The organism is Limnoglobus roseus (assembly GCF_008254045.1).
GTDB classification, from domain to species: Bacteria; Planctomycetota; Planctomycetia; order Gemmatales; family Gemmataceae; genus Limnoglobus; species Limnoglobus roseus.
In genome coordinates, this window is sequence record NZ_CP042425.1 from 2,243,281 (window position 1) to 2,262,361 (window position 19,081).

At 69.7% G+C, this 19,081-nt stretch carries 13 protein-coding genes; 2 read left to right on the forward strand and 11 right to left on the reverse strand.

Annotated elements, in window-relative coordinates:
- Positions 1 to 110 precede the first annotated feature (110 nt).
- The 3 genes from PX52LOC_RS09355 to PX52LOC_RS09365 form a co-directional block, all read right to left on the reverse strand.
- Complete coding sequence (locus tag PX52LOC_RS09355; protein WP_168218887.1) at positions 111 to 800, reverse strand: HEAT repeat domain-containing protein; 690 nt, start codon at positions 798 to 800, stop codon at positions 111 to 113.
- Positions 801 to 970: 170 nt separating this feature from the next.
- A complete protein-coding gene (locus PX52LOC_RS09360) occupies positions 971 to 1,354 on the reverse strand; it encodes a nuclear transport factor 2 family protein (RefSeq protein ID WP_149109847.1) in 384 nt (127 codons plus the stop codon).
- Positions 1,355 to 1,544: 190 nt separating this feature from the next.
- The gene (locus PX52LOC_RS09365) at positions 1,545 to 1,877 is read right to left on the reverse strand and encodes a hypothetical protein (RefSeq protein ID WP_149109848.1); all 333 of its coding nucleotides are present in this window, start codon (positions 1,875 to 1,877) and stop codon (positions 1,545 to 1,547) included.
- A gap of 513 nt (positions 1,878 to 2,390) precedes the next feature.
- Between PX52LOC_RS09365 and PX52LOC_RS09370 the strand changes: the two genes are divergently transcribed.
- A complete protein-coding gene (locus PX52LOC_RS09370; RefSeq protein WP_149109849.1) occupies positions 2,391 to 2,699 on the forward strand; it encodes a hypothetical protein in 309 nt (102 codons plus the stop codon).
- 157 nt (positions 2,700 to 2,856) lie between these two features.
- On the opposite strand, the gene csrA is transcribed toward PX52LOC_RS09370, so the two are convergent.
- The 3 genes from csrA to PX52LOC_RS09385 all read right to left on the reverse strand — a co-directional run bounded on the left by csrA (position 2,857) and on the right by PX52LOC_RS09385 (position 7,285).
- Entirely contained in the window at positions 2,857 to 3,051 is a 195-nt protein-coding gene (gene csrA, locus PX52LOC_RS09375) for a carbon storage regulator CsrA (protein ID WP_149109850.1), read from the reverse strand.
- 474 nt (positions 3,052 to 3,525) lie between these two features.
- The gene (locus PX52LOC_RS09380) at positions 3,526 to 6,045 is read right to left on the reverse strand and encodes a phosphocholine-specific phospholipase C (RefSeq protein WP_149109851.1); all 2,520 of its coding nucleotides are present in this window, start codon (positions 6,043 to 6,045) and stop codon (positions 3,526 to 3,528) included.
- 700 nt (positions 6,046 to 6,745) lie between these two features.
- Entirely contained in the window at positions 6,746 to 7,285 is a 540-nt protein-coding gene (locus tag PX52LOC_RS09385; protein ID WP_149109852.1) for an RNA polymerase sigma factor, read from the reverse strand.
- Between the two features lie 54 nt (positions 7,286 to 7,339).
- Here PX52LOC_RS09385 and PX52LOC_RS09390 point away from each other — a divergent pair, with 54 nt between their 5' ends.
- On the forward strand, positions 7,340 to 10,552 hold the full coding sequence (locus PX52LOC_RS09390) for a protein kinase domain-containing protein (RefSeq protein WP_149109853.1): 3,213 nt from the start codon (positions 7,340 to 7,342) through the stop codon (positions 10,550 to 10,552).
- Between the two features lie 20 nt (positions 10,553 to 10,572).
- On the opposite strand, the gene PX52LOC_RS09395 is transcribed toward PX52LOC_RS09390, so the two are convergent.
- The 5 genes from PX52LOC_RS09395 to PX52LOC_RS09415 form a co-directional block, all read right to left on the reverse strand.
- Positions 10,573 to 11,988, reverse strand: a complete 1,416-nt coding sequence (locus PX52LOC_RS09395; RefSeq protein ID WP_149109854.1) for a DUF1501 domain-containing protein — start codon at positions 11,986 to 11,988, stop codon at positions 10,573 to 10,575.
- Positions 11,989 to 12,056: 68 nt separating this feature from the next.
- Positions 12,057 to 14,465: a PSD1 and planctomycete cytochrome C domain-containing protein gene (locus PX52LOC_RS09400; protein ID WP_149109855.1), complete on the reverse strand. Its 2,409-nt coding sequence runs from the start codon at positions 14,463 to 14,465 to the stop codon at positions 12,057 to 12,059.
- Between the two features lie 244 nt (positions 14,466 to 14,709).
- The gene (locus tag PX52LOC_RS09405; protein ID WP_149109856.1) at positions 14,710 to 16,014 is read right to left on the reverse strand and encodes a DUF1552 domain-containing protein; all 1,305 of its coding nucleotides are present in this window, start codon (positions 16,012 to 16,014) and stop codon (positions 14,710 to 14,712) included.
- A gap of 17 nt (positions 16,015 to 16,031) precedes the next feature.
- Positions 16,032 to 18,560 carry a DUF1592 domain-containing protein gene (locus tag PX52LOC_RS09410; RefSeq protein ID WP_149109857.1) on the reverse strand — a complete coding sequence of 843 codons (2,529 nt, stop codon included), beginning with the start codon at positions 18,558 to 18,560 and terminating at the stop codon, positions 16,032 to 16,034.
- A gap of 66 nt (positions 18,561 to 18,626) precedes the next feature.
- Positions 18,627 to 19,007 carry a mismatch-specific DNA-glycosylase gene (locus PX52LOC_RS09415; protein ID WP_149109858.1) on the reverse strand — a complete coding sequence of 127 codons (381 nt, stop codon included), beginning with the start codon at positions 19,005 to 19,007 and terminating at the stop codon, positions 18,627 to 18,629.
- Positions 19,008 to 19,081: the final 74 nt, after the last annotated feature.

Consider the following 19,081-nt stretch of genomic DNA (forward strand, 5'->3'; position numbering starts at 1 on the left):
TTTCAACGAGGCAGTCGCCGGTGTCGCTGGGCCGTCGCCGTAGCGGTGCTTACCGCATTTCCGCAGTGCCATCCCGACCCCTCTGAGGAATGAACGCTCCGTCGGGCCGACTACAACGCGCCTAGTTGCTCCAGGAACCGCGTGACCTCTTTCCGCCGGCCGTCCAACGTCGCCGCGTCAACGGCCCGCCGCACTCGATCGCGGCCGGCGGCCGACTTGCGGGCGTAGTGCAGAAGGGCCTTGGCCGCCTGCTTCCGCGGCTCTCCGTACTCCCGGCGGCGTGACAGCACCCGGACCAGCGGCCCTATCGCCGGCCCGATGTCGTGCCCCGCCCGCGACATCTTGGCCAACGCCCACGCCGCCGCTTCCGGGAGGTACAGGTACGGGTCGCTCAGGAGGCGGCGCAGGGCCGCGAAGTGCGGCGACCAGTCGAACCGCCGCCGGCACACGTTCCCGGTGGCGTACGCGGCCGTCCGCCGGACCTCGGCGTCGGCGTCGCCGAGCAGGGCCAACAGCGGCCCGATGGCCGGCGACACGTCCACGCCCCAGGCGTCCTGGTTCTGGAACACCGAGCAGGCCATTCGGCGAACCTCGGGGGAGGGATGGGCGGCCCCTTCGACGGCCAGGGCGACGACGCCCGGCCCCACCTCCGGCTTCCCCCCGGGTTCGCCCCAGAGGCCGTTCAGGACGGCCGCCTTCACGGCTGCGTCGCTGGACGCGAACAGCGTCTTGATTCTGGCGAGGTCGCCGCGCTTTAGCAACTCGATCGCCCGGTAAAAGACGGCGTCGGTGTTCATCATCTCACCCCGCTCGCCCGCAGAAAGAATCGTTCCCCCCGGCCGGGACGCCGCGGGTCGGCCGGTATGGGGATTCGATCGGTCGGCGATTGCCCCAGTCCGCACGGTCCGAGATCGTACGCGGCCACCCGCCCACGGAGTTGATCCGGCACGGGGCGCAGAATCACGATCGGTTAGGCACCGGAATCGGGCGGCGGGAGTGGGCATACCTCCATGGCCCGGATCCACCCGGCCTCGATCGTGAAGCGGTGGCCGACGTACCCGTCGGCGATGACGGCCCCGGTCAAGTCCCGCACGACTTGGTGCACGTGGACCAGGACTTGGTCGCCGGCCTCCGGATCAAAAGCGGTCGGCTCGACGTGCGGGTCGATCTCGGACCACTGCTCCGTCCAGTAGGCGCGGACCTCGTCGTGCCCGCGGGCGGCGCCGCCCTTGAACGCCTTCGGCCACGCCACGTCCGGGGCCATGGTGGCGAGGGCCGCGTCGATGTTTCGAGCGTTGAAGGCGGCGTAGGCCGCACGGAGCAGGTCCCGGTTCGGCGTCGGCAGATCTGACATAAAGGCTCCCGAGTGCACGCGTTCTCGGCCGCCGTCCGACCCGCTCACCCGCTGGAGGGCGCGGGTGGCGACGGGCCTGGGATAGCCTACGTGTCGCCCCGGTCCGGTGCCACACTCGGTTCGCCGTCCGGGCGACCGCGCAGGACATCGTTGATTCCCGAGGTGGGGATCAGCGTGCCGACTTCTCGTCCTATTCGACCGGCCGAAACCGGTACCGGGCAGTCGCCGAGAAGTCCGGAATCCCGCCGCTGTTGAGGACCGCGGACACCGACCTCCCTTCGCGGTCGAAGTACTCGATCTCGACGCCGTCGACCCGGTGTGCCGCGTCCGTCACGACGCCGAACGCCTTGCTCTCGGCGATCAACCGCTCCCGAACGGCGGGCGGTAACCGCTCAAGGATCTGGACCGCCGAGACGTATTCTGTTCCGTCATCCGCCGCCATGAGGAGGTCCCGGACGAGGTGGGAGATGTCGCTCGGCCAGAGCGGCCCCATCGTGCGCCCGAGGCACAACGGCGGGGTCACGGTGATGTCAGTGGGTGGATTCTCGCGAAAGGGCCATCCGAAAACAGCTTGGTAAAGCTGGCCGCGACTCTTCGCCCGCCTCGCGAAATATGCTTGCCGGCGACGCCGATCGCATGGCTTTTCGTAAGTCGGGGCACCCCACTGGCGACGGCGGATGCGTTCGACGGGCGACTCTCGGCTGATTCGATTCTTAAGCCACCGAAGGGCTTCTTTGAGGGGCTTGCCCTAGTGGACCACGATTCTCAAGGACACGATGGGTGCGTCTTAACGGCTGACGCGGTGCCGGAATACTGGAACGGCCGGAATTGGCCGTAGCAGCAGATTATCGGAACGAGATTGAGAACGCAAGAGGGTGATCGACTCAAGTAAAAAACACAAGAAACCGTGTACGTTCGGATCCGGCGTCTGTCGAATACGCACAATCGTTCCCAGCGCCCAGCACCGGCCCTTCCCAACTTGCCGGGGCTCATTTCCCGCCGCAGTTGTCCGCGGTGGGTGCCGATCTCTTCCGCCATGCACACCAAGACGACGACCGCACTTGCGACCTTCGACGATTTGGTCCATTACGTGAGGGCGACCCTGTGCCAGCGGGATAACCTGGACTACGATCTGACGCCGTTCGTGAGGACGCCGCTCAAACGCCGTGACGAACTCTGGGGGTACGCATTCCACGTCGAGGGGCCGCGGATGCTCCGCACGTCGGCCGTGTGGAGTGCGAAGGATGACAAGATTCTCTTCTACAACTCCGTCGGCGAGCGGTTCCACGACGTGCACTTAACCGAGAGCCCGGACCTCGTCGTCCATGAGCCGGCGGGTAACTGAAGCCGGTGACGAAATGACGAACAACCCCGCCGGTCGACCCGTGAAGGACGACCGGCGGGGAATCACTCAAGAAGCAGACATCCTGTCTGCGTGTGCTTGTCGGCCGACCCTGGCCAGCATCCGAGTGAGCGGGGTATAGCCAGAGAGTTTGGCCGTGTCAACGGCAAGCGAATTCGAGCTGGGTGTCGGACTCCGCCTCGATGCGGGCGGCGACTTCCTCGCGGTTCACCTTGATGTGCTTCGGGGCTTCAATGCCGATCTTCACGCGGTCGCCCTGGATCAGGGACACGGTGACGCGGATGTTGCCGTCGATGATGATCGATTCGCCGGCTTTACGAGAGAGTACGAGCATGGGAGCCTCGTCCTTGAGGGAGTGAGTTGTGATGGTGCCCGGAACTTTGCAACCGGCAGGCCAATTCGATTAAAGTTCGATGGGCCGACGGCCGAAAGTTCCGCTTGTCCTTGGCCAATGCTAGAACAGGCTCGCCGCCGGTGCAAAGAGTGTCGCTCGGATTCGTGGCTTCGGCGAAGTCGATAGGCCGCGTGGGAAGTCCGGCTTCCCAACCCTGGGCAAAATGGGTAGCATCGTCTCGGTTTCGGCAACCCCTCGGCCGTCTGGAGTTGCACGGACTCACTCGTCGTCATCTACCGCAGACCGAGCCGCCGCCGTTTCGGGTGAAGCGTCCGCGCCGCCGATCGACGCTCGGCTTGTTCCTGCGGGTCATCCACCAGATCCTCGACGCGGATCGGACTGGCCCCCGCAAACAGCGGTACACGTCCCAACAAAACTACCAGCGGTTGCGGCACGAGCACGCCTTAAGCGTCCCTACTCCGACGCCCGGCCGATCTGAGGATCGCTGTAGCCCCACTGTCCCGTTTCGACCCGGCCGGCGTAGCACTTCGCGAAGTGCGTGTGGCCGGCGATACTCACCGTGAGGTCGTACCAGCCGAAGCTGGCCTTCGTGTCGACGGTCAGCGTAACGCGGCCGTTGGCGGAAACGTCGAGCGACTGGTCGGCGGCCTTGTACGCATTGTCGTGGACCCGGACCGTGAGGTCACGCTTGCCGTCGTGGTTGGTGGCCGTCAGCACGAGGCCGCCGGTCGGCGTGCCGTCGGCAGTCGCCCGCGCATAGTCGAACGCCACCTCCACCGACGGGTCGTCGCTGTCGCCCTGGAACTTGCGGAAGAACCCGTTCGGCCCGTACACCCGCAGGTGATAGCAGCCGTCCGAGAAGTCGGACAGTGCCCAGGAATCTTCAACTCGCTCGCCCGGCTCGACGGCATAGTTCCGCACCGCCACGCCCGCTTTCGTAAATGCGTAGACCGTGAACGGCGAACCGGCCGAGCGCGAACCGAATGCGTCCTTACCGGCCGCGAAGTGAAGGGCGAAGTGCGTTCGCTCTGCGTTCAGTCCGCCATCGACGGCCAACTGATACGGAAGCGCGGCCGATCGCCGCCGCCCTGACTCTTGCCGCGGCAAGTGCGGCGACGAGCGCGGGTCGCGGCGAGCCTGCTCGATCTCGGTGGCCGTGAACTTGTGGAAGCCGGCCGGCGGCTGCTTGAACCGGGCCTTGTGGATCGTCTCGACCACCGCGTCGCGCGACGGGAAGGTGAGATCGCCACCCTTGTCCTGGGGGGTGGTTTGAAACGATGCCATCAGGTCGCCGCACACGGCCCGCCGCCACCGGCTGATGTTCGGCTCCTCGACCTTCTTGCCCGACTTGTGCGACAGGAACTTTTCGAGGAACTGGAGGACGGAGGTGTGGTCGAACACCTGGGAACAGACGCATCCGCCACGGCTCCACGGCGACGCGATGACCAGCGGCACCCGATAGCCCAGCCCGATCGGGCCGTCGCGGACCGCGCCCCGCGGGTGGTGTTTGCGGTCCTGCTCCAGTTCGACGTACTCCACGCTGGTATCGATGCCCTTCGACACCCGTCCCGCCTCCGGCCGGCGCGGGTGCGGGGCGACGAACGGCGGCACGTGATCGAAGTAGCCGTCGTTCTCGTCGTACGTCAGCAGGAAGACCGTCTTCTTCCAGACGTCCGGGTTGTGCGTGAGGACGTTCATCACCTCGGCCACGTACCACGCCCCGTACCACGCCGAGGACGGGTGGTCGGAGAACTCCTGGGGGGCGACGATCCACGAGACCCGCGGCAACTTGCCCTCGTTGGCGTCCTTGCGGAATTGGTACAGGACGTCGCCCTTCGGCACGCGAACCGTGCGATTCGTGCCGCCGTCACGGTAGGTGAACTCGGCGAGTTGGCGGTACGCCGGGTCGCCGCTGTTGGTGGCGAAGGCGCGGGCGTGCAGGGCCTTCTCGCGGGGCGAGAGCTTGTCCCACTTCTCCTGCGTGAACTCGGTTCGCTCGGCCTCGAACCGCTTGAGGGCGGCTGCGAGTTTGGCGATCTGCTTGTCGATGTCGGCCGCCTGAGCGGGGGTGGCGGCCTTCTTCGCCTTGAGTGTGTCGATCTCGCCCGGAATCTCCTGGACCCGCTTCGCCACGTACTCGCGGTGGTTGGCGGCCAGGCGGACGTTGTACTGCGTGAAGAATTCGAGGGGGTTGTCGGTGAAATTCGCCAGCCAGGCGTCCTCCGCGCCGCTCAACCCAGAGTCGATCGACAACTCGTTCTGATAAACCTTCCACGAAATGCCGAGGGCTTCGAGCCGTTCGGGGAACGTCGGCCAGCTCTGCATGCGGTCGTGGTCGCAGTCCTCGTTGCGAACGACGGCCATCGCGTCCACGCTCGGCCTCGCCCGGATCGTGCCGGTCCACGAGTAGCAGCGGTTGGGCGTCGTGCCGGTCAACGAGGAACAAAAGTGCTGGTCGCACACGGTGAAGGCGTCGGCCAGGGCGTAGTAGAACGGAATGTCCCGGCGGTCGTAGTACCCGAGCGTCAACGGCATCCCGGCGTAGTCCTTGTGGCCGGATCGTTTGACGCGCAGCCAGTGGTCGTAGCGGCCTTGATTGCGGGCGTCGGTCTGGTCGGCCCAACCGTGCGGCAGTGCCCCCGTCCAGGTCGCGTTCGTGCCCTTCATGTCGAGGCGGAACGGGGCGTAGTGGTCGCCTTGATTGTCGGCCTGGACCCAGACCGGGTTGCCGTCGGGCAACGTGATCGCCCGCGGGTCGTCGTAGCCGCGGACGCCCCGGAGGGCACCGAAGGTGTGGTCGAAGGAGCGGTTCTCCTGCATCAAGATGACGACGTGTTCCGCATCGAGGACGGTGCTCCCCGGTTCCGGCTCGATGGCCGACGCCCGCTGGATTGACTCCCTCGCAAACCCCAACAACCCGGCCGCCGCCGACATCTGACCCGCGCGGGTCAAGAACTCGCGTCGCGTGTGCATGGACAACTCCACAACCTGGCAGGGCCACCCGTCGGGCGGGTTCACCCCAGCTTACCGACCTCGGCCCGAACGAGACTTTATGCTTTCCCCACTTTGTACCAGGCGGAAACCCGGGCGGCTTCGAGGGTCCCTCGTTACGCTCCCTGCGCCGCGACGTCTCCAGGCAGTGGGCACGGGTACCGGGGTAATGAACCCCCGGGTTTAGCCGTGTGACTATCGGCTTCCGGGTCGCCTATGTACCTTAGTGATGAGTTACTGGCGGTAGCCCGGCGTGTGTGCTCTGATCGAGACGTCCAGAACGCGGGCGAGGGCGAGTACCGGCTGTGGAAGTAGAAGCTGGGGGCGCTCGGTCAAGGTCGCCATCTCGACGGTCCAGAGGAAAGCCCACGCCCGCTCACCATAACGCCTGGGAATTTGCCTTGGTTGGTCCCGTACCGGAAGAGGTTCGCGTCCACAAGAGGTGCGGCAATTAACTTTGATCCCTCTCCCTCCTTACCTCTTACCGCCCCGGCGTGCCGGGGCGGCTCGGATTCTACCCTCCCCCACCGATCCGCTCCAGCAATTCCGCCACGCTCCACGTTCATTCGGCCAGCCCCGACGCGACGAGGGTGTCGGTGAACGTGAGTTCCACCGTCCCGCCCTTGCCTGCAACCCGATCGGCAAGTCGGCCGGCTTGCCGGTCGGGTCACGTTCCGACAGGTCAATCCAGATGGACGCCAGCCTCGCGCAGCCGCTGGCGCAGGCGGCTGAGGCGGGCGCGGACGATCGCGGCCGTCGTGCCGAGTTCCTGGGCCATCTCGGCCGCGGTCAGCTCGCGGCGGCACAATTCCAGCAGCCGCTGGTCCGTGCCGTCGAGGGTCGCCCACATGCGGCGGTACAAGTCTTCGGCTTCCGCGTGCTGTTCGGGCGTCGCCGGGGGCGGCGGCTCGGGCGGCACCGGCCTGGGCTTCGCCGCCCGCTGGAACTTGTGCCGCAGTACCGTGACGGCCAGGCCGATGAGCCGGTCCTCGGTGTCGAACGTGTACCGCCCGCCCCGCAGGCCGGGCAGCAGCGCGCGGTGGACCGACTGCACCAGGTCGATCGAGTCGAGGCGGTGCCGCAGGTGCGGGCGGAGCAGCGCGCGGGCGGCCAGCCGCAACCGCGGCTCGTACCGGCGGACGAGCCGCTCCAGCGCGGCCGCGTCGCCGCCGCTGGCCTTCGCTAGCAGGTCGTCGAGCGGTTCGGGAGGGTCGGGCGTCATCGTGTTGGATAGAATCGTACCGATTCCCGCCCGCCGCCGCGAGGGAAAACGACCGTGACCCCACCCCCCGAACCCGCCCGCCGCCGGTCCGCCCGCCTCGAAGCCCGACTCCGCGGCGGGCTGCCGGCGCGGGCTGAGGAGTACGTCCTGCCGACCGACGACGAGGACGCGGCGGTCGAACTGGTGTACGCCGAGTTCGTGTGCCGCGAGGAACTCGGCGAGGCCCCGCGGGCCGACGACTTCCTCGCCCGCTTCCCGCACCTCCGCGGGCCGCTGGAGGAGCAGTTCGCCGTCCACCGCGCCGTCCACGGCCCGGCCGCCACCCCGCGGACCGGGAAGCAGGTCGGGCCGTACGAACTGATCCGCGAACTCGGCCGCGGCGGCCGGGGGGCGGTGTACGAGGCCCGCGACACCCGCGACGGCCGCACTGCCGCGGTCAAGTTGCTCCTGTCCGGCGAGTATTCCGCCCCGCACGACCTGGACGAATTCCGCCGCGAGGCCGAGGTGCTGGCCCGGCTCGACCACCCGAACTTGGTGAAGCTTTACGAGGCCGGCGTCGCCGACGGGCGGCCGTTCCTGGCGATGGAGTACGTGGACGGGCCGACCCTGGCCGCCGTCGTCGGCCCCGGCACCAACGTTCGCGACGCCGCCCGCGTGGTCGAACTCGTCGCCGCCGCCGTCCACTACGCCCACACCCGCGGCGTCGTCCACCGCGACTTGAAGCCGGCGAACATCTTGTTGAGCAGTGCGGAGTCGAAGACCCAGGACGCGAGCTTCGCGCTGTTCCCGAAGGTGACGGACTTCGGGCTGGCGAAGGCCGTCGGCTCGGCGTCGCGGGGGACGCGGACGGGCGACGTCCTCGGCACGCTCGGGTACATGGCCCCGGAGCAGGCGGCCGGGGCGGCCCACCACGCTGGCCCGCCCGCCGACGTGTACGCACTCGGCGGCGTGCTGTACGAACTCCTGACCGGCACGCCGCCGTTCGACCCGCAGCCGACCGCCCGGACGCTGTTGAACGTGCTGTACGAGCCGCCGCCGGCCCCGCACCGCGCACGGCCCGACTGCCCCCGCGACCTGGCGACGATCTGCCTGAAGTGCCTGGAGAAGCGGCCCGAGGGGCGGTACGCGACCGCCGCCGACCTCGCCGCCGACCTGCGGCGGTTCCTCGACGGCCGCCCGCTCGCCGCCCGGCCGGTCGGGCCGCTGACGGCCGCGGCGCGGTGGGCCGCCCGCCGTCCGGCCGCGGCCGCCGCCATCGGAGCGACGGCGCTCGCCGCGGTCGGCATCACCGCGGGCAGCGCGTACCACGCTCATCGGCTGGGGCAGGCGTTGCAAGTCGCGGAGGGGCTTCGCGCCGACGTGGGGTTGCAGAAGGACGCGGCCGAGCGGCAACTCGACGACACTAGACGGGCACTGTACGCGCTGCAACTCACGCAACTGCCGCACCTCGCCGCCCGCGAACCGATCCGCGCCCGCGGGTTGCTCGCCGACGAACGCACCTGCCCGCCTGAGTTGCGAGACTTCACCTGGCGATACTTCGATCGCCAGTGCCGGCTCGATGAGCGGACGCTGCCCGCGCACGACGGCGAGGTCGTGCGGGTGATCCCGCTGCCCGACGGCCGGCTAGTCACGGCCGGCACCGACGGGTTGGTGAAGGTGTGGGCCGACTGGCCGAACCGCCCGGCAGACGCCGTGCTCGCGCACCCCGGCGGCGTCGCGGCGCTGGCCGTGCGGTCGAACCGCTGGGTCGTCTCGGCTGGGACCGACGCGGCCGTTCACTTCCGCGAGTTGTCGGCCCTGGCCGCGCCGCCGCGGGTCGTCGCCGCGGCCGTTCGTGACCTCGCCGCCGACAAGGACACGCTCGTCGCGGTGTGCGGCGACGGCGCGGCGATCGTGTGGGCGGGCGGTGCCGCGGACCCGGTCCGGCACACGGTTTCGCCGACCCTGTTGACCGCCGTCGCCGTCGCGCCGGGGGGCGGCCACTTCGCCGTCGGTGGGGAGGACGGCACGGTCCGCGTTGTGCGGACCGCCGACGGAGTTGTGGAACGAGAGTTGGTCGGCCGAAAGGGGACCGTTCACGCGCTGGCGTTCTCGCCGGACGGCGGGTCGGTGGCGGTCGGCGGGGCGGACGGCGAGGCGCGGGTGTGGGCCGTGGCCGACGGGACGAGCCGCGGACTCGGCGGGCACCTGTACGCCGTCCGCGGGGTGGCGTTCGCCCCGTCCGGACTGCTCGCGACGACCGGCCTCGACTCGTATCTGAAGTTCTGGGGCGCGGCCGGCAACGAGTTGACGAATCTGATGCACGCGCGGGGCACGGCGGTCGCCTTCCGCGGCGACCGGGTCGTTCAAGGCACCGCGGCCGGCCGGCTGGTGTCGTACCGCATTCCGGTCCTCGCCCCGCGGCCGGCATTCGCGACTGATTCGCCCGTGGCAGCCGTGGCCCTGGCGGCCGACGGCCGGTTCGCCGCCGGGGACGGTAGCGGCCGCCTCACGCTCTGGCCGCCGGACCGCGGGCCGGGAATCACACATGCCGTTTCCCATCAGCCGCTGCAGGCGGTGGCGTTCGCACCGAACGGCACGCTGCTGGCTCACGGCACCGACAATGGCGACATCATGTTCCGCGACGCGGCCTTCGCCGAAGTCGGCCGGCTGATCGGGCACACCGCCCGGCCGATCGGGGTGGCGTTTTCGGCCGACGGCCGGACCCTCGTGTCGGCATCTGCTGACGGCACAGCCCGCGTGTGGGACGTGGCCGGGCGGAAGCTCGTCGCGACGACCGCGGCGCAGCCGGCCGGGCTGCTGTGCATCGCCCTCTCGCCGGACGGCTCGACCGTCGCCACCGGCGGCGAGGACCACAACGTCCGGCTGTGGGATGCGAGGACCGGCGGGCCGAAGGCGGTGCTGACGGGGCACACGAATTGGGCACTGGCGGTGGCGTTCGCGCCGGATGGCAAGCGGCTAGCGACGGGCGGCCGCGACCGCACCGTCCGCGTCTGGGACCTGGACGGCGACGGGCCGCCGGTCGTGGTGGGCGGGTACACGAACTGGGTCTATTCGGTGGCGTACTCGCCGGACGGTCGCACCCTGGCGACGGCCAGCGGGCACTTCTCGCTCGACACGCCGGGCGAACTGAAGTTCCTCGACCCACGGACCGGCAACGTCCGCGCGTCGCTCGGCGAGTACCGCTCGCCGCTCCTGTTCCGCGGCGACGGCGGGGCTTTGCTGGCGGGCGTCCGCGGCGGCGTCGCCGAGTTGCTCGCGGACTAACTTGGCGAGCCAAGAACCGCTTACCCCTCGATCAGTTTGCGGAACGGCTCGCCCTCGTTGAGAGTCGGCCGTTCCGGCCGGCCTTTGTGCTTGTAGACGAGCTTCATGTTGTCCACGCCCATCAGGTGCAACCAGGTGGCGTGCAGGTCGTGGACGTGCAGCCGGTCCTCGACCGCGTACAGGCCGAGGTCGTCGGTCGCGCCGTGGGTGCGGCCGCCCTTCACGCCGGCCCCGGCCATGAGCATCGTGAACCCGTACGGGTTGTGGTCGCGGCCGTTGCCCTGTTCGCTTTGCGGCGTGCGGCCGAACTCCCCGCCCCACACCACCAGCGTGCTGTCCAGCAACCCCCGCCGCTTCAGGTCCGCCAGTAGCCCGGCCACCGGCTTGTCCATGCTCCGGCACAACGCCCCATGATTCTTCTCCAGGCCCGAGTGCGAGTCCCACTTGCTGCCGGCCCCGTGGTACAGTTGCACGAACCGCACCCCGCGCTCGACCAGCCGGCGGGCCAGTAGGCACTGCCGGCCGAACGCCTCGGTCTCCTTCTGGTCGGCCCCGTACAGTGCCAGAGTTTCGGCCGTCTCCTTCGACAGGTCCACCGCCTCCGGCGCTTCGGCCTGCATGCGGAAGGCGAGTTCGTAGGCGCGGATGCGGGCGTCCAGTTCACTCTGCTCCGGCCGGTCGTCGGCGTGCTTGCGGTTCAGTTGGGCGAGGAAGTCGAGCTTCTGCCGCTGCCGCTCGTCGCCGACGGCCGGCGGGGTGTGCAGGTTCGGGATCGGCTGCTTGCCGCCGTCGAGTCGCGTCCCCTGGTAGACGGCCGGCATGAACCCCGCCCCCCAGTTCCGCGGCCCGTTCACGACGCTCGTGGTGGTGTCCTGCATGACCACGAACGCCGGCAGGTTGGTGTTCTCGGTGCCCAGGCCGTAGCTCGCCCAACTGCCCAACGACGGCCGGCCAGCGAGGATGCTGCCGGTGTTCATCTGGCAGACGCCGCCGCTGTGGTTGATGCCGTCGGCCCAGCACGACCGCACCACCGCCAAATCGTCGGCGCACGTGGCCATGTGCGGCAACCAGTCGGAGAACCACAGCCCGCCTTGGCCGTACCGCTTGAACGTCCGCTTGGTGCCCATGAGCGGCGCGTCGTTCTCGCCCATCGCCAGGATGACCGGCTTGAACGACTTCGGCAGTTGTTGGCCGTGCAGCTTGTCCAGTTCCGGCTTCGGGTCGAACAGGTCGATGTGGCTCGGCCCGCCCTCCATGAATAGGAAGATGACGCTCTTCGCCTTCCCCTTGTGGTGCCCCGGTTTGGCCGCGAGCGGATCGGCGGGCGTCGCGGCCCGGCCGCCCTCGCCGAGCAGCCACGATAGGGCGACACCGCCGAAGCCGGCCCCGCCGCGGATGAGGGCATCTCGACGAGAAATCGCGGATGGAAAGGACATCGAACGCACTCCGTGATCGGCTTGTTTTTAACTCCGAACTCCGAATTCCACACTCCGCACTTCCGCAATCAGTCCACGTACAGGAACTCGTTGGCGTTCAGCAGGGCGTGGCAGAAGTCGGTCCACGCCTTCTTGCGGCCGTCGGGCGTGACCGCCTTGCCGGACGCGACGCCGACCTGCTGGCGGAGGAACTCGCGGGCGGCGGCCGCCTCGGTAGGCGTGGGCGGGCGGCCGAACGCCAGCCGGTAGGCCGCGTCCACGCCCTTCGGCAAGTCCTTGCCGTCGGCCGGCATGACGCGGGCAGCGAACGCGGCGGCGCGGGCCAACGGGCCGGGGCCGTTCAGCAAGAGCAACGACTGCGTCGGGGTGACGGTGACGTTGCGGCGGGCGCAACTCGATAGCCCGTCGGCCGCGTCGAACGACGCCAGGAGCGCGTCGGGGGCGTTGCGATGGGCGCGGGTGTAGACCGACCGCCGCGGCTTGTCGGCCGGCACTGCCGGGCCGCCGGCGTCGAGTTTCAGTTCGCCGCTCACGGCCAGCATCGCGTCGCGGGCCTGTTCGGCGTCCAACCGGCGGACCGTCATGCGGCCGAGCAGTCGGTTCTCGACGTCGGCCGTCTTTGCTGCCCCGACCGACGCCCGCCGGTAGGCCGCGGACGTGACGACGAGGCGGTGCAGGTGCTTTAGGCTCCACCCGTGCTCGACGAGTTCGACCGCCAGCCAGTCGAGGAGTTCCGGGTGCGTCGGCTTTTCGCCCAGGGTGCCGAAGTCGCTCGGCGTGGCCACCAGCCCGACGCCGAAGTGCCCCTGCCACAGCCGGTTCACGGCGACGCGGGCCGTCAGCGGGTGGTCCGGCCGCGTCAGCCACTTCGCCAGGGCCGCCCGCCGGCCGGTCGAAGTCGCGGACGGCGATACGAGCGGCGGCGGCTGGCCGAGGACGGTCGGGAACGCCGGCTCGACGGGCACCGCCTTCTTCCGCCCGCCCGGTACGACCGTCTCGGCGGCGATGGGGCCGAGGTCGCGCGATACCATCGCCAGCGGGCTGGGCGGCTCGGCCAGCGCGTCCAACTCCTTCTTCAGCCGCTCGTACTCGGTCTTCTGCTGCGCCTTGAGTTTGGTCGGGGCACGGTCATACTCGTACTGCACCTGCCGGTACGCCAGGTCGTACAGTTGCTGTTCGCCGGGCGTGCGGTCGGCCGCCGGCTTGTCGAGGACGGCCTCGATGTCCGGCGGGAACCGCCGCTTCGACGACTCCATTTCCTTCTTGCGAACCGGGTCGAGCAGGGCGTCGATTTGCGTCCGCAGGGCGGCCGTCTTCTCCTCCCACGCGGCAAGTTGGCGGCCGTGCTCGGCCCGCGCGGCGGAGTCGGCGAACACCGGCTCGTCGGCGAACCGGAGGCCGGCGAAGAACGCCTGGAGGGCGAAGTAGTCCTTCTGCAAGATGGGGTCGAACTTGTGGTCGTGGCAGCGGGCGCAACCCATGCCGAGGCCGAGCACGGCGTCGGCGGCCACGTCGGTGAGGTCGTTCTGGATGGCCGCCCACTGGCCGCGGACGTCCCGCTGGTTGTACTCGTACGGCCACATCCGCAGGAACCCGGTGGCGACGAGCGCGTCCGGGTCGCCGGGGAACGTCTCGTCGCCGGCCAGTTGCTCGGTGAGGAAGCGGTCGTACCCCTTGTCGGCGTTGAAAGCCCGGACGACGTAATCGCGGTACTTCCAGGCGTGCGGGCGGGCGAAGTCGGCGCGGTAGCCGTCGCTCTCGGCGTACCGGACGAGGTCCAGCCACGCCCGCGCCTGTCGCTCCCCATACCGCGGGCTGGCGAGCAGGCGATCGACCAGCTTCTCGTAAGCGTCGGCCGACTGATCCTCAACGAAGGCGGCCACCTCGTCGGGCGTCGGCGGTAGGCCGGTCAGGTCGAAGGTGACGCGGCGGACGAGGGTGTGCCGGTCGGCCTCGGCGGCCGGTGACAGTCCCTCTTTTTCGAGCCGCGCGGTCAGGAAGGCGTCGATCGGGTGCCCGGTCTTCGGCGCGTCCACCCGCTTCGGCGGCTGGAACGCCCACCACGCGCGGTCGGCGTCGGTGATGTTGCCGGGCTTGCGGGCCGCGTGCCCGGCCGCCCCGCCGGTCTTGGCCGCCCCCCACTTCGCCCCGTCCTTCACCCACTGCGTGAGGGCCGCGATCTGCTCGTCGGGCAGCTTCTTGGCCGGCGGCATCTTGAGGTCGTCGTGGTGCAGGGCCTTCACCAACAGGCTGTCGGCCGGCTGGCCGGGAACGACGGCCGGGCCACTCTCGCCGCCGCTCAAGAGGGCTTCGCGGGAATCGACCCGCAGCCCGCCCTTCTGCTTGTCCGGGCCGTGGCAGCGGAGGCAGCTTTCGGTCAGGATCGGGCGAACGGTCTTCTCGAAAGCGTCGTCCGCGGCCGCACGGGGCAGGAGGGCGACGACGGCGAGCAGGGTCGGAACGAGAAGGCGGTGCATGCCGAAAGACTCGGAGTCGGTGGGAGGAACACACACAAGAAGCACGGAAGGGGGTGAAGCGCACGCGGAAATTGAGATTATTTTGCGTCGCAGCCCCCGATCCGGTGACGCGGTTTTGCTGTAGCCGCAGGCTTTAGCCTGCGAAAGACGTCCACCCCGGACGCCTCCCCATGCGCCACAGGGTCGCTCGCCGGTGGGATGCTCACGCAGGCTAAAGTCTGCGGCTACATTCGGCGGCTGGACTTCACCCCGCCAGTTCCAGCCCGCGGAAGGTGCCGGTCGAAGAGGCGAACTTGTCGGCCGACAGGCCCAACCGCTGGAGCATCGACACGAACAGGTTCGGCAGCGGGTAGTTCCGCTCGCGGTCGAACGCGAGATGGCCGGCGTGCTTGAACCCGCCGCCGGCCAACAGCACCGGCAGGTTCGTCGTCACGTGCGTGCTCGCGTTGCCGAGGTTGGAGCCGTACAGCACCATCGTCCGGTCGAGTAGCGGGCGGCCGCCCTCCTTCGCCGTTCGCAGGCCGGCGAACAGGTCGGCCAGGAGCCGCATGTGGGCCTCGTCGATGGCCTTCAGTTGGGCCAGCTTGGCCGGCGACTTGCCGTGGTGCGACAGGTTGTGGTACGCTTCCGTCAGCTTCGTCTCGGGCAGGTCGATGACCGGCGAGTTGACGCTGTCCAGCATGAGCGTGACGCACCGGGTGCTGTCCGTCTCGAACGCCAGCCGGGCCATGTCGTACATGAGCCGAACGCGGTCCATGTACTCCCGCGGGTCGGCCGCGTCAGTCGGGGCCGGGCCGGGCGGCTTGGGCTTGGGCTTCCGCTCCCATTCCTTCGCCACAGCCAGCCGCCGCTCCATGTCCCGCACGCTGGTGAAGTACTGATCGAGTCGGTCGCGGTCGCCGGCCGGCAGGTCCTTCTTTAAGTCGGCCGCCTGCCCGCCGACGGCGTCCAGGATGCTGCGGCCGCCGTCTAGCTTCCGCACCTGCGCCTCGACTTCGGCCGGCGTGCCGCGGACGAACATGCGGCGGAACACGGCCGCCGCGCTCGACTCGCACGGGATGAGCACGCCCGCCCCAGTCCACGACAGGCTCCGCATACCGGGGCTGACGTTCACGCCGAGCGTCAGCGACGCGAACCGCGTCTTGTGGCCGATCCGCTCGGCCACGTACTGGTCGAGCGAGATGGAGTTGCGGAACCCGCCGCTCGACGGGTGCGGGGCGGCTGTCAGGAAGCAGTTGTCGGCCGGGTGCCCGCCGTCCACGTCCGGGTGGCTGACGCCGCTGAACACCGTGAACTCGGATTTGTGCGCCTTCAACAGTTCCAGATACGCCGGGGCGGCGTAGTCCCGGCCGGCCTTCTCCGGGAAGAAGTGTTGCGGCAACAGGCCGAGGTTGTTGCAGATGCCGAACATCCGCCGCGGCGTTTCGGGTGCCTCGGCCGCACGGGCGACGGCCGGGGCCATGACGTCGAGCAGCGGCAGCGCGAGGCCGACGCCGACCCCGCGCAGGAACGTGCGGCGGGACAGCGGCGGGCGGGTGGACGCGAACATCGGCGGCTCCGGTGGGGTTATTTCGTCAGGAACAGGTCGCTCTGCACGACGGCGTGAATCAGGCCGCGGACGCCGTACCCGCCGGCCGCGGTTCGCTTCAGGATGGCCTCGACCTCGGCCCGGTCGGCGAACCCGACCGGCGCGCCGGTCGCGCTCACCACCAGTTGCTGAACCAGGTTGCGGGCGATCTGTTCTTCGTCGGCCAGCAGCAGTTTTTTGAACTCGTTCACGTCGGCGAACCGTCGGCCATCGGGCAGTTCGCCGGACGCATCTACCTTCGGCCCGAACTTGTGGCCGAACGGCTGGCCGTTCTTGCCGCGGCCGGGAGCGCGGTCGTCCTTCGGCCCGGCCGTCGCCCGGTAGCGGTCGCGGAACCCGCCCATCACGTCGAACGACTCCAGGGCGAACCCCGGCGGGTCGATGTTCTTGTGGCAGGCGGCACAACTCGCCTGGTCGCGGTGCTTGGCGAGTTGTTCGCGGATGGTGGTCAGCCCCCGCAGGTCCGGCTCGACGGCCGGCACCGGCGGCGGCGGGGGCGACGGCTTGCCGAGGACGCGGTCCATCACCCACGCCCCACGGAGCACGGGCGACGTGGTCGTGCCGTTGGCCGTCACCGCCAGCACGCTCGCCTGCGCCAGCAGGCCGCCGCGGACGCTCCCCGGCGGCAGCGGCACCTTGCGAATTTGCACCCCTTCGACGCCCGGAATGCCGTAGTGGACCGCCAGCCGCTCGTTCACCGTCACGAAGTCGGACGCCACGAGGTTGCGGGCCGGCAGGTCGCCGCGAATCAGTTCCGTGAAGAACGCCTGCGTCTCGAACAGGGCCGACTCGGTCAGCAGGTCGTCCAGGTTGTAGTCGGCGTACAGCGTGGCATCCGGGCTGTTGACCGACAGGTGGCGGAGGTCCAGCCAGTAGTCGAGGAAGGCGGCCACGAACCGCGTTGCCTTCGGGTCGTTCAACAGCCGCTCGGTCTGCGCCCGCAAGACGGCTGGGTCGCGGAGCTTGCCGGCGGCGGCGAGGCCGCGGAGTTCGGCGTCCGGGGCGGAGTTCCCCAGGAACAGGGCCAGCCGGGCGGCGACGGCGTGGTCGTCCAGCTTGCCCGGCGTCTCGTGCGTCGTCAGGAACTCCGGGGAGCACAGCACCGCCGTGTACCCCGTCAGCACCGCCTCGCGGAGTGGTCGTCCGGCGTCCCGTTCCTTCTGGATCAGCGGCAAGAACCGGACCGCCTCCGCGTCGCTCACCGGCCGGCGGTACGCGCGGCGGGCGAAGTCGGCCAGCAGCTTCGCCGGGTCCGTTTCGTTGCCGTCGCCGAAGAGAACGCGATTCCCGGCCGGCGGCCACTGGTCGTACAGCGGGCCTTCCACCTCCAGCCAACGGTACACGACGCCCGGCTGCCCGTCCTTCTCGGCCAGCGGATTGATCCACCGCACGTCGCCCGGCCGCGACCGGAACAGGCGGCTGGCGTCCGGCCGGATCGTCTCGCCGGCCAAGAGGTACACGTCCAATTCGTGGACGGCCGCGTCCAGCGTCGCGTCGAACGCGCCGAGCCGGCGGAGTTGGTGCGGCGGCGTCTCGCCGTACACCGTCACCGGCTCCGACCGGCGCCCCTTCGAGATCGTGTCCAGGTCGGGGACGTTCCACACCGGCGGCTTGTTCGGCTGGTGGCCGTTCGGCCCGATCCACACGGCGTGAGCGTTGAACCGCAGCTTGTACCGGCCGGCGGTCGGGGCCTTGAACTGGTTGAACTTCGGTTCGACCGGCTCGTACGCCCCGCACGGCAGCCCGACGCCTTCGAGTTCCCGCGTCGTCGGGTCGGCCTTGCCGACGGTGACGGGGGCCTTGCCGCTCCGCACGTCCGGCTGGCCGGCGTACCCGAGCGTCGGGAAGGTGGCCCGCTCCGGGGCCTGGTTGAACGCGCTGAACGCGAACTTGCGGGTGAAGGTGGTTTGCTCGCGGGCGTAGAACCGGGTCGGCCCGGCGTCCGGCCGCGCGGCCGGGCCGACGGCTTGCCGCAGGGCGTAGTCGGCCGCCTCCAAGTAGCGGGCCACCTGCACGTGCGACACGTCGAGGGCCGCGGCCGACTTGTTGAAGTGGTGCGCGATGCCGTCTTCGGGCAGGAAGTCCTTCACCTGTAGCCACGGGGAACCGAGCAGGTCGCGGACGGCGTACTCGTACTCGGTGCGGTTCAGTCGGCGGGCGACGGCCCGGCCGTCGCGGGCGGCCCGCCCCCGCTCGGCGGCGGTGAGCGAGTCGCCCAAGGCGGCCGTGAACGCCGTCCGCTCGCCGGCGTCCGGCTGGGTGCGGGCCTTCGGCGGCATCTCGCCGGCGGCAACGCGGTCGAACACCTTCACCCACGCCGCCCGGTTCACGGCATCGTCCGGCCGGTAAGCCAGGGCGGTCAGGTCGAGCCGGCCCTTCTTGGCGGTCGCGTCGTGGCAGGTGACGCAGTGCGCCTCCACGAACGTCGCAACGCCCTTCGGGGTGTCGGCCCGGCCCGACACGCCGGCGACAAGGAGGATGACAATGGCGACGAGGCGAAGTGTCATGGCATTCACGGGGCAGGCGGGAGGAGACAGTCTACCACGAACGTGCGGACCGGGCTACGGAAAACGTCAGACACCGGGCCGGCTCGTCGCGAACAGTTCCGCGAACACCGCGGCCAGTTTCCCCGCCGCGTAGTGGGCGTTCAGCCCGCTCGGGTTCGGCAGCACCCACACTCGCGTCCCGCCGATCGCCTCGGGTTGGAGTCCCACGTCCGCCTTCGGCAAGCCGAAGGCCACCCGGTACGCTCCGATGCCGAGCACCGCCAGGAACCGCGGGGCGTATCGTTTCACTTTCGCCCGCAGTCGCTTCCCGCCGGCCACCATCTCGGCGTCGGCGAGTTCGTCCGCGGCGGCACTCGCCCGCCGCACCACGTTCGTGATGCCGTAGCCGAGGGCGAACAACTCCCGCTCTGCGGTGGGGTGAATTTGCCGCGGGGTGAAGCCGGCCACGTGAAGGGGCGACGTCGGCCGCCGCGAGCAGGCCGGCTTTTGACGGGTGTGAGTTGATGGGTGGGCAGGTCTCG

What these genes read in the sequence shown, in the direction of transcription:
- PX52LOC_RS09355 (WP_168218887.1), bottom strand. Translation starts at nt 800, where the DNA reads ATGATGAACACCGACGCCGTCTTTTACCGGGCGATCGAGTTGCTAAAG.
- PX52LOC_RS09360 (WP_149109847.1), bottom strand. Translation starts at nt 1,354, where the DNA reads ATGTCAGATCTGCCGACGCCGAACCGGGACCTGCTCCGTGCGGCCTAC.
- PX52LOC_RS09370 (WP_149109849.1), top strand. Translation starts at nt 2,391, where the DNA reads ATGCACACCAAGACGACGACCGCACTTGCGACCTTCGACGATTTGGTC.
- csrA (WP_149109850.1), bottom strand. Translation starts at nt 3,051, where the DNA reads ATGCTCGTACTCTCTCGTAAAGCCGGCGAATCGATCATCATCGACGGC.
- PX52LOC_RS09380 (WP_149109851.1), bottom strand. Translation starts at nt 6,045, where the DNA reads ATGCACACGCGACGCGAGTTCTTGACCCGCGCGGGTCAGATGTCGGCG.
- PX52LOC_RS09385 (WP_149109852.1), bottom strand. Translation starts at nt 7,285, where the DNA reads ATGACGCCCGACCCTCCCGAACCGCTCGACGACCTGCTAGCGAAGGCC.
- PX52LOC_RS09395 (WP_149109854.1), bottom strand. Translation starts at nt 11,988, where the DNA reads ATGTCCTTTCCATCCGCGATTTCTCGTCGAGATGCCCTCATCCGCGGC.
- PX52LOC_RS09400 (WP_149109855.1), bottom strand. Translation starts at nt 14,465, where the DNA reads ATGCACCGCCTTCTCGTTCCGACCCTGCTCGCCGTCGTCGCCCTCCTG.
- PX52LOC_RS09405 (WP_149109856.1), bottom strand. Translation starts at nt 16,014, where the DNA reads ATGTTCGCGTCCACCCGCCCGCCGCTGTCCCGCCGCACGTTCCTGCGC.
- PX52LOC_RS09410 (WP_149109857.1), bottom strand. Translation starts at nt 18,560, where the DNA reads ATGACACTTCGCCTCGTCGCCATTGTCATCCTCCTTGTCGCCGGCGTG.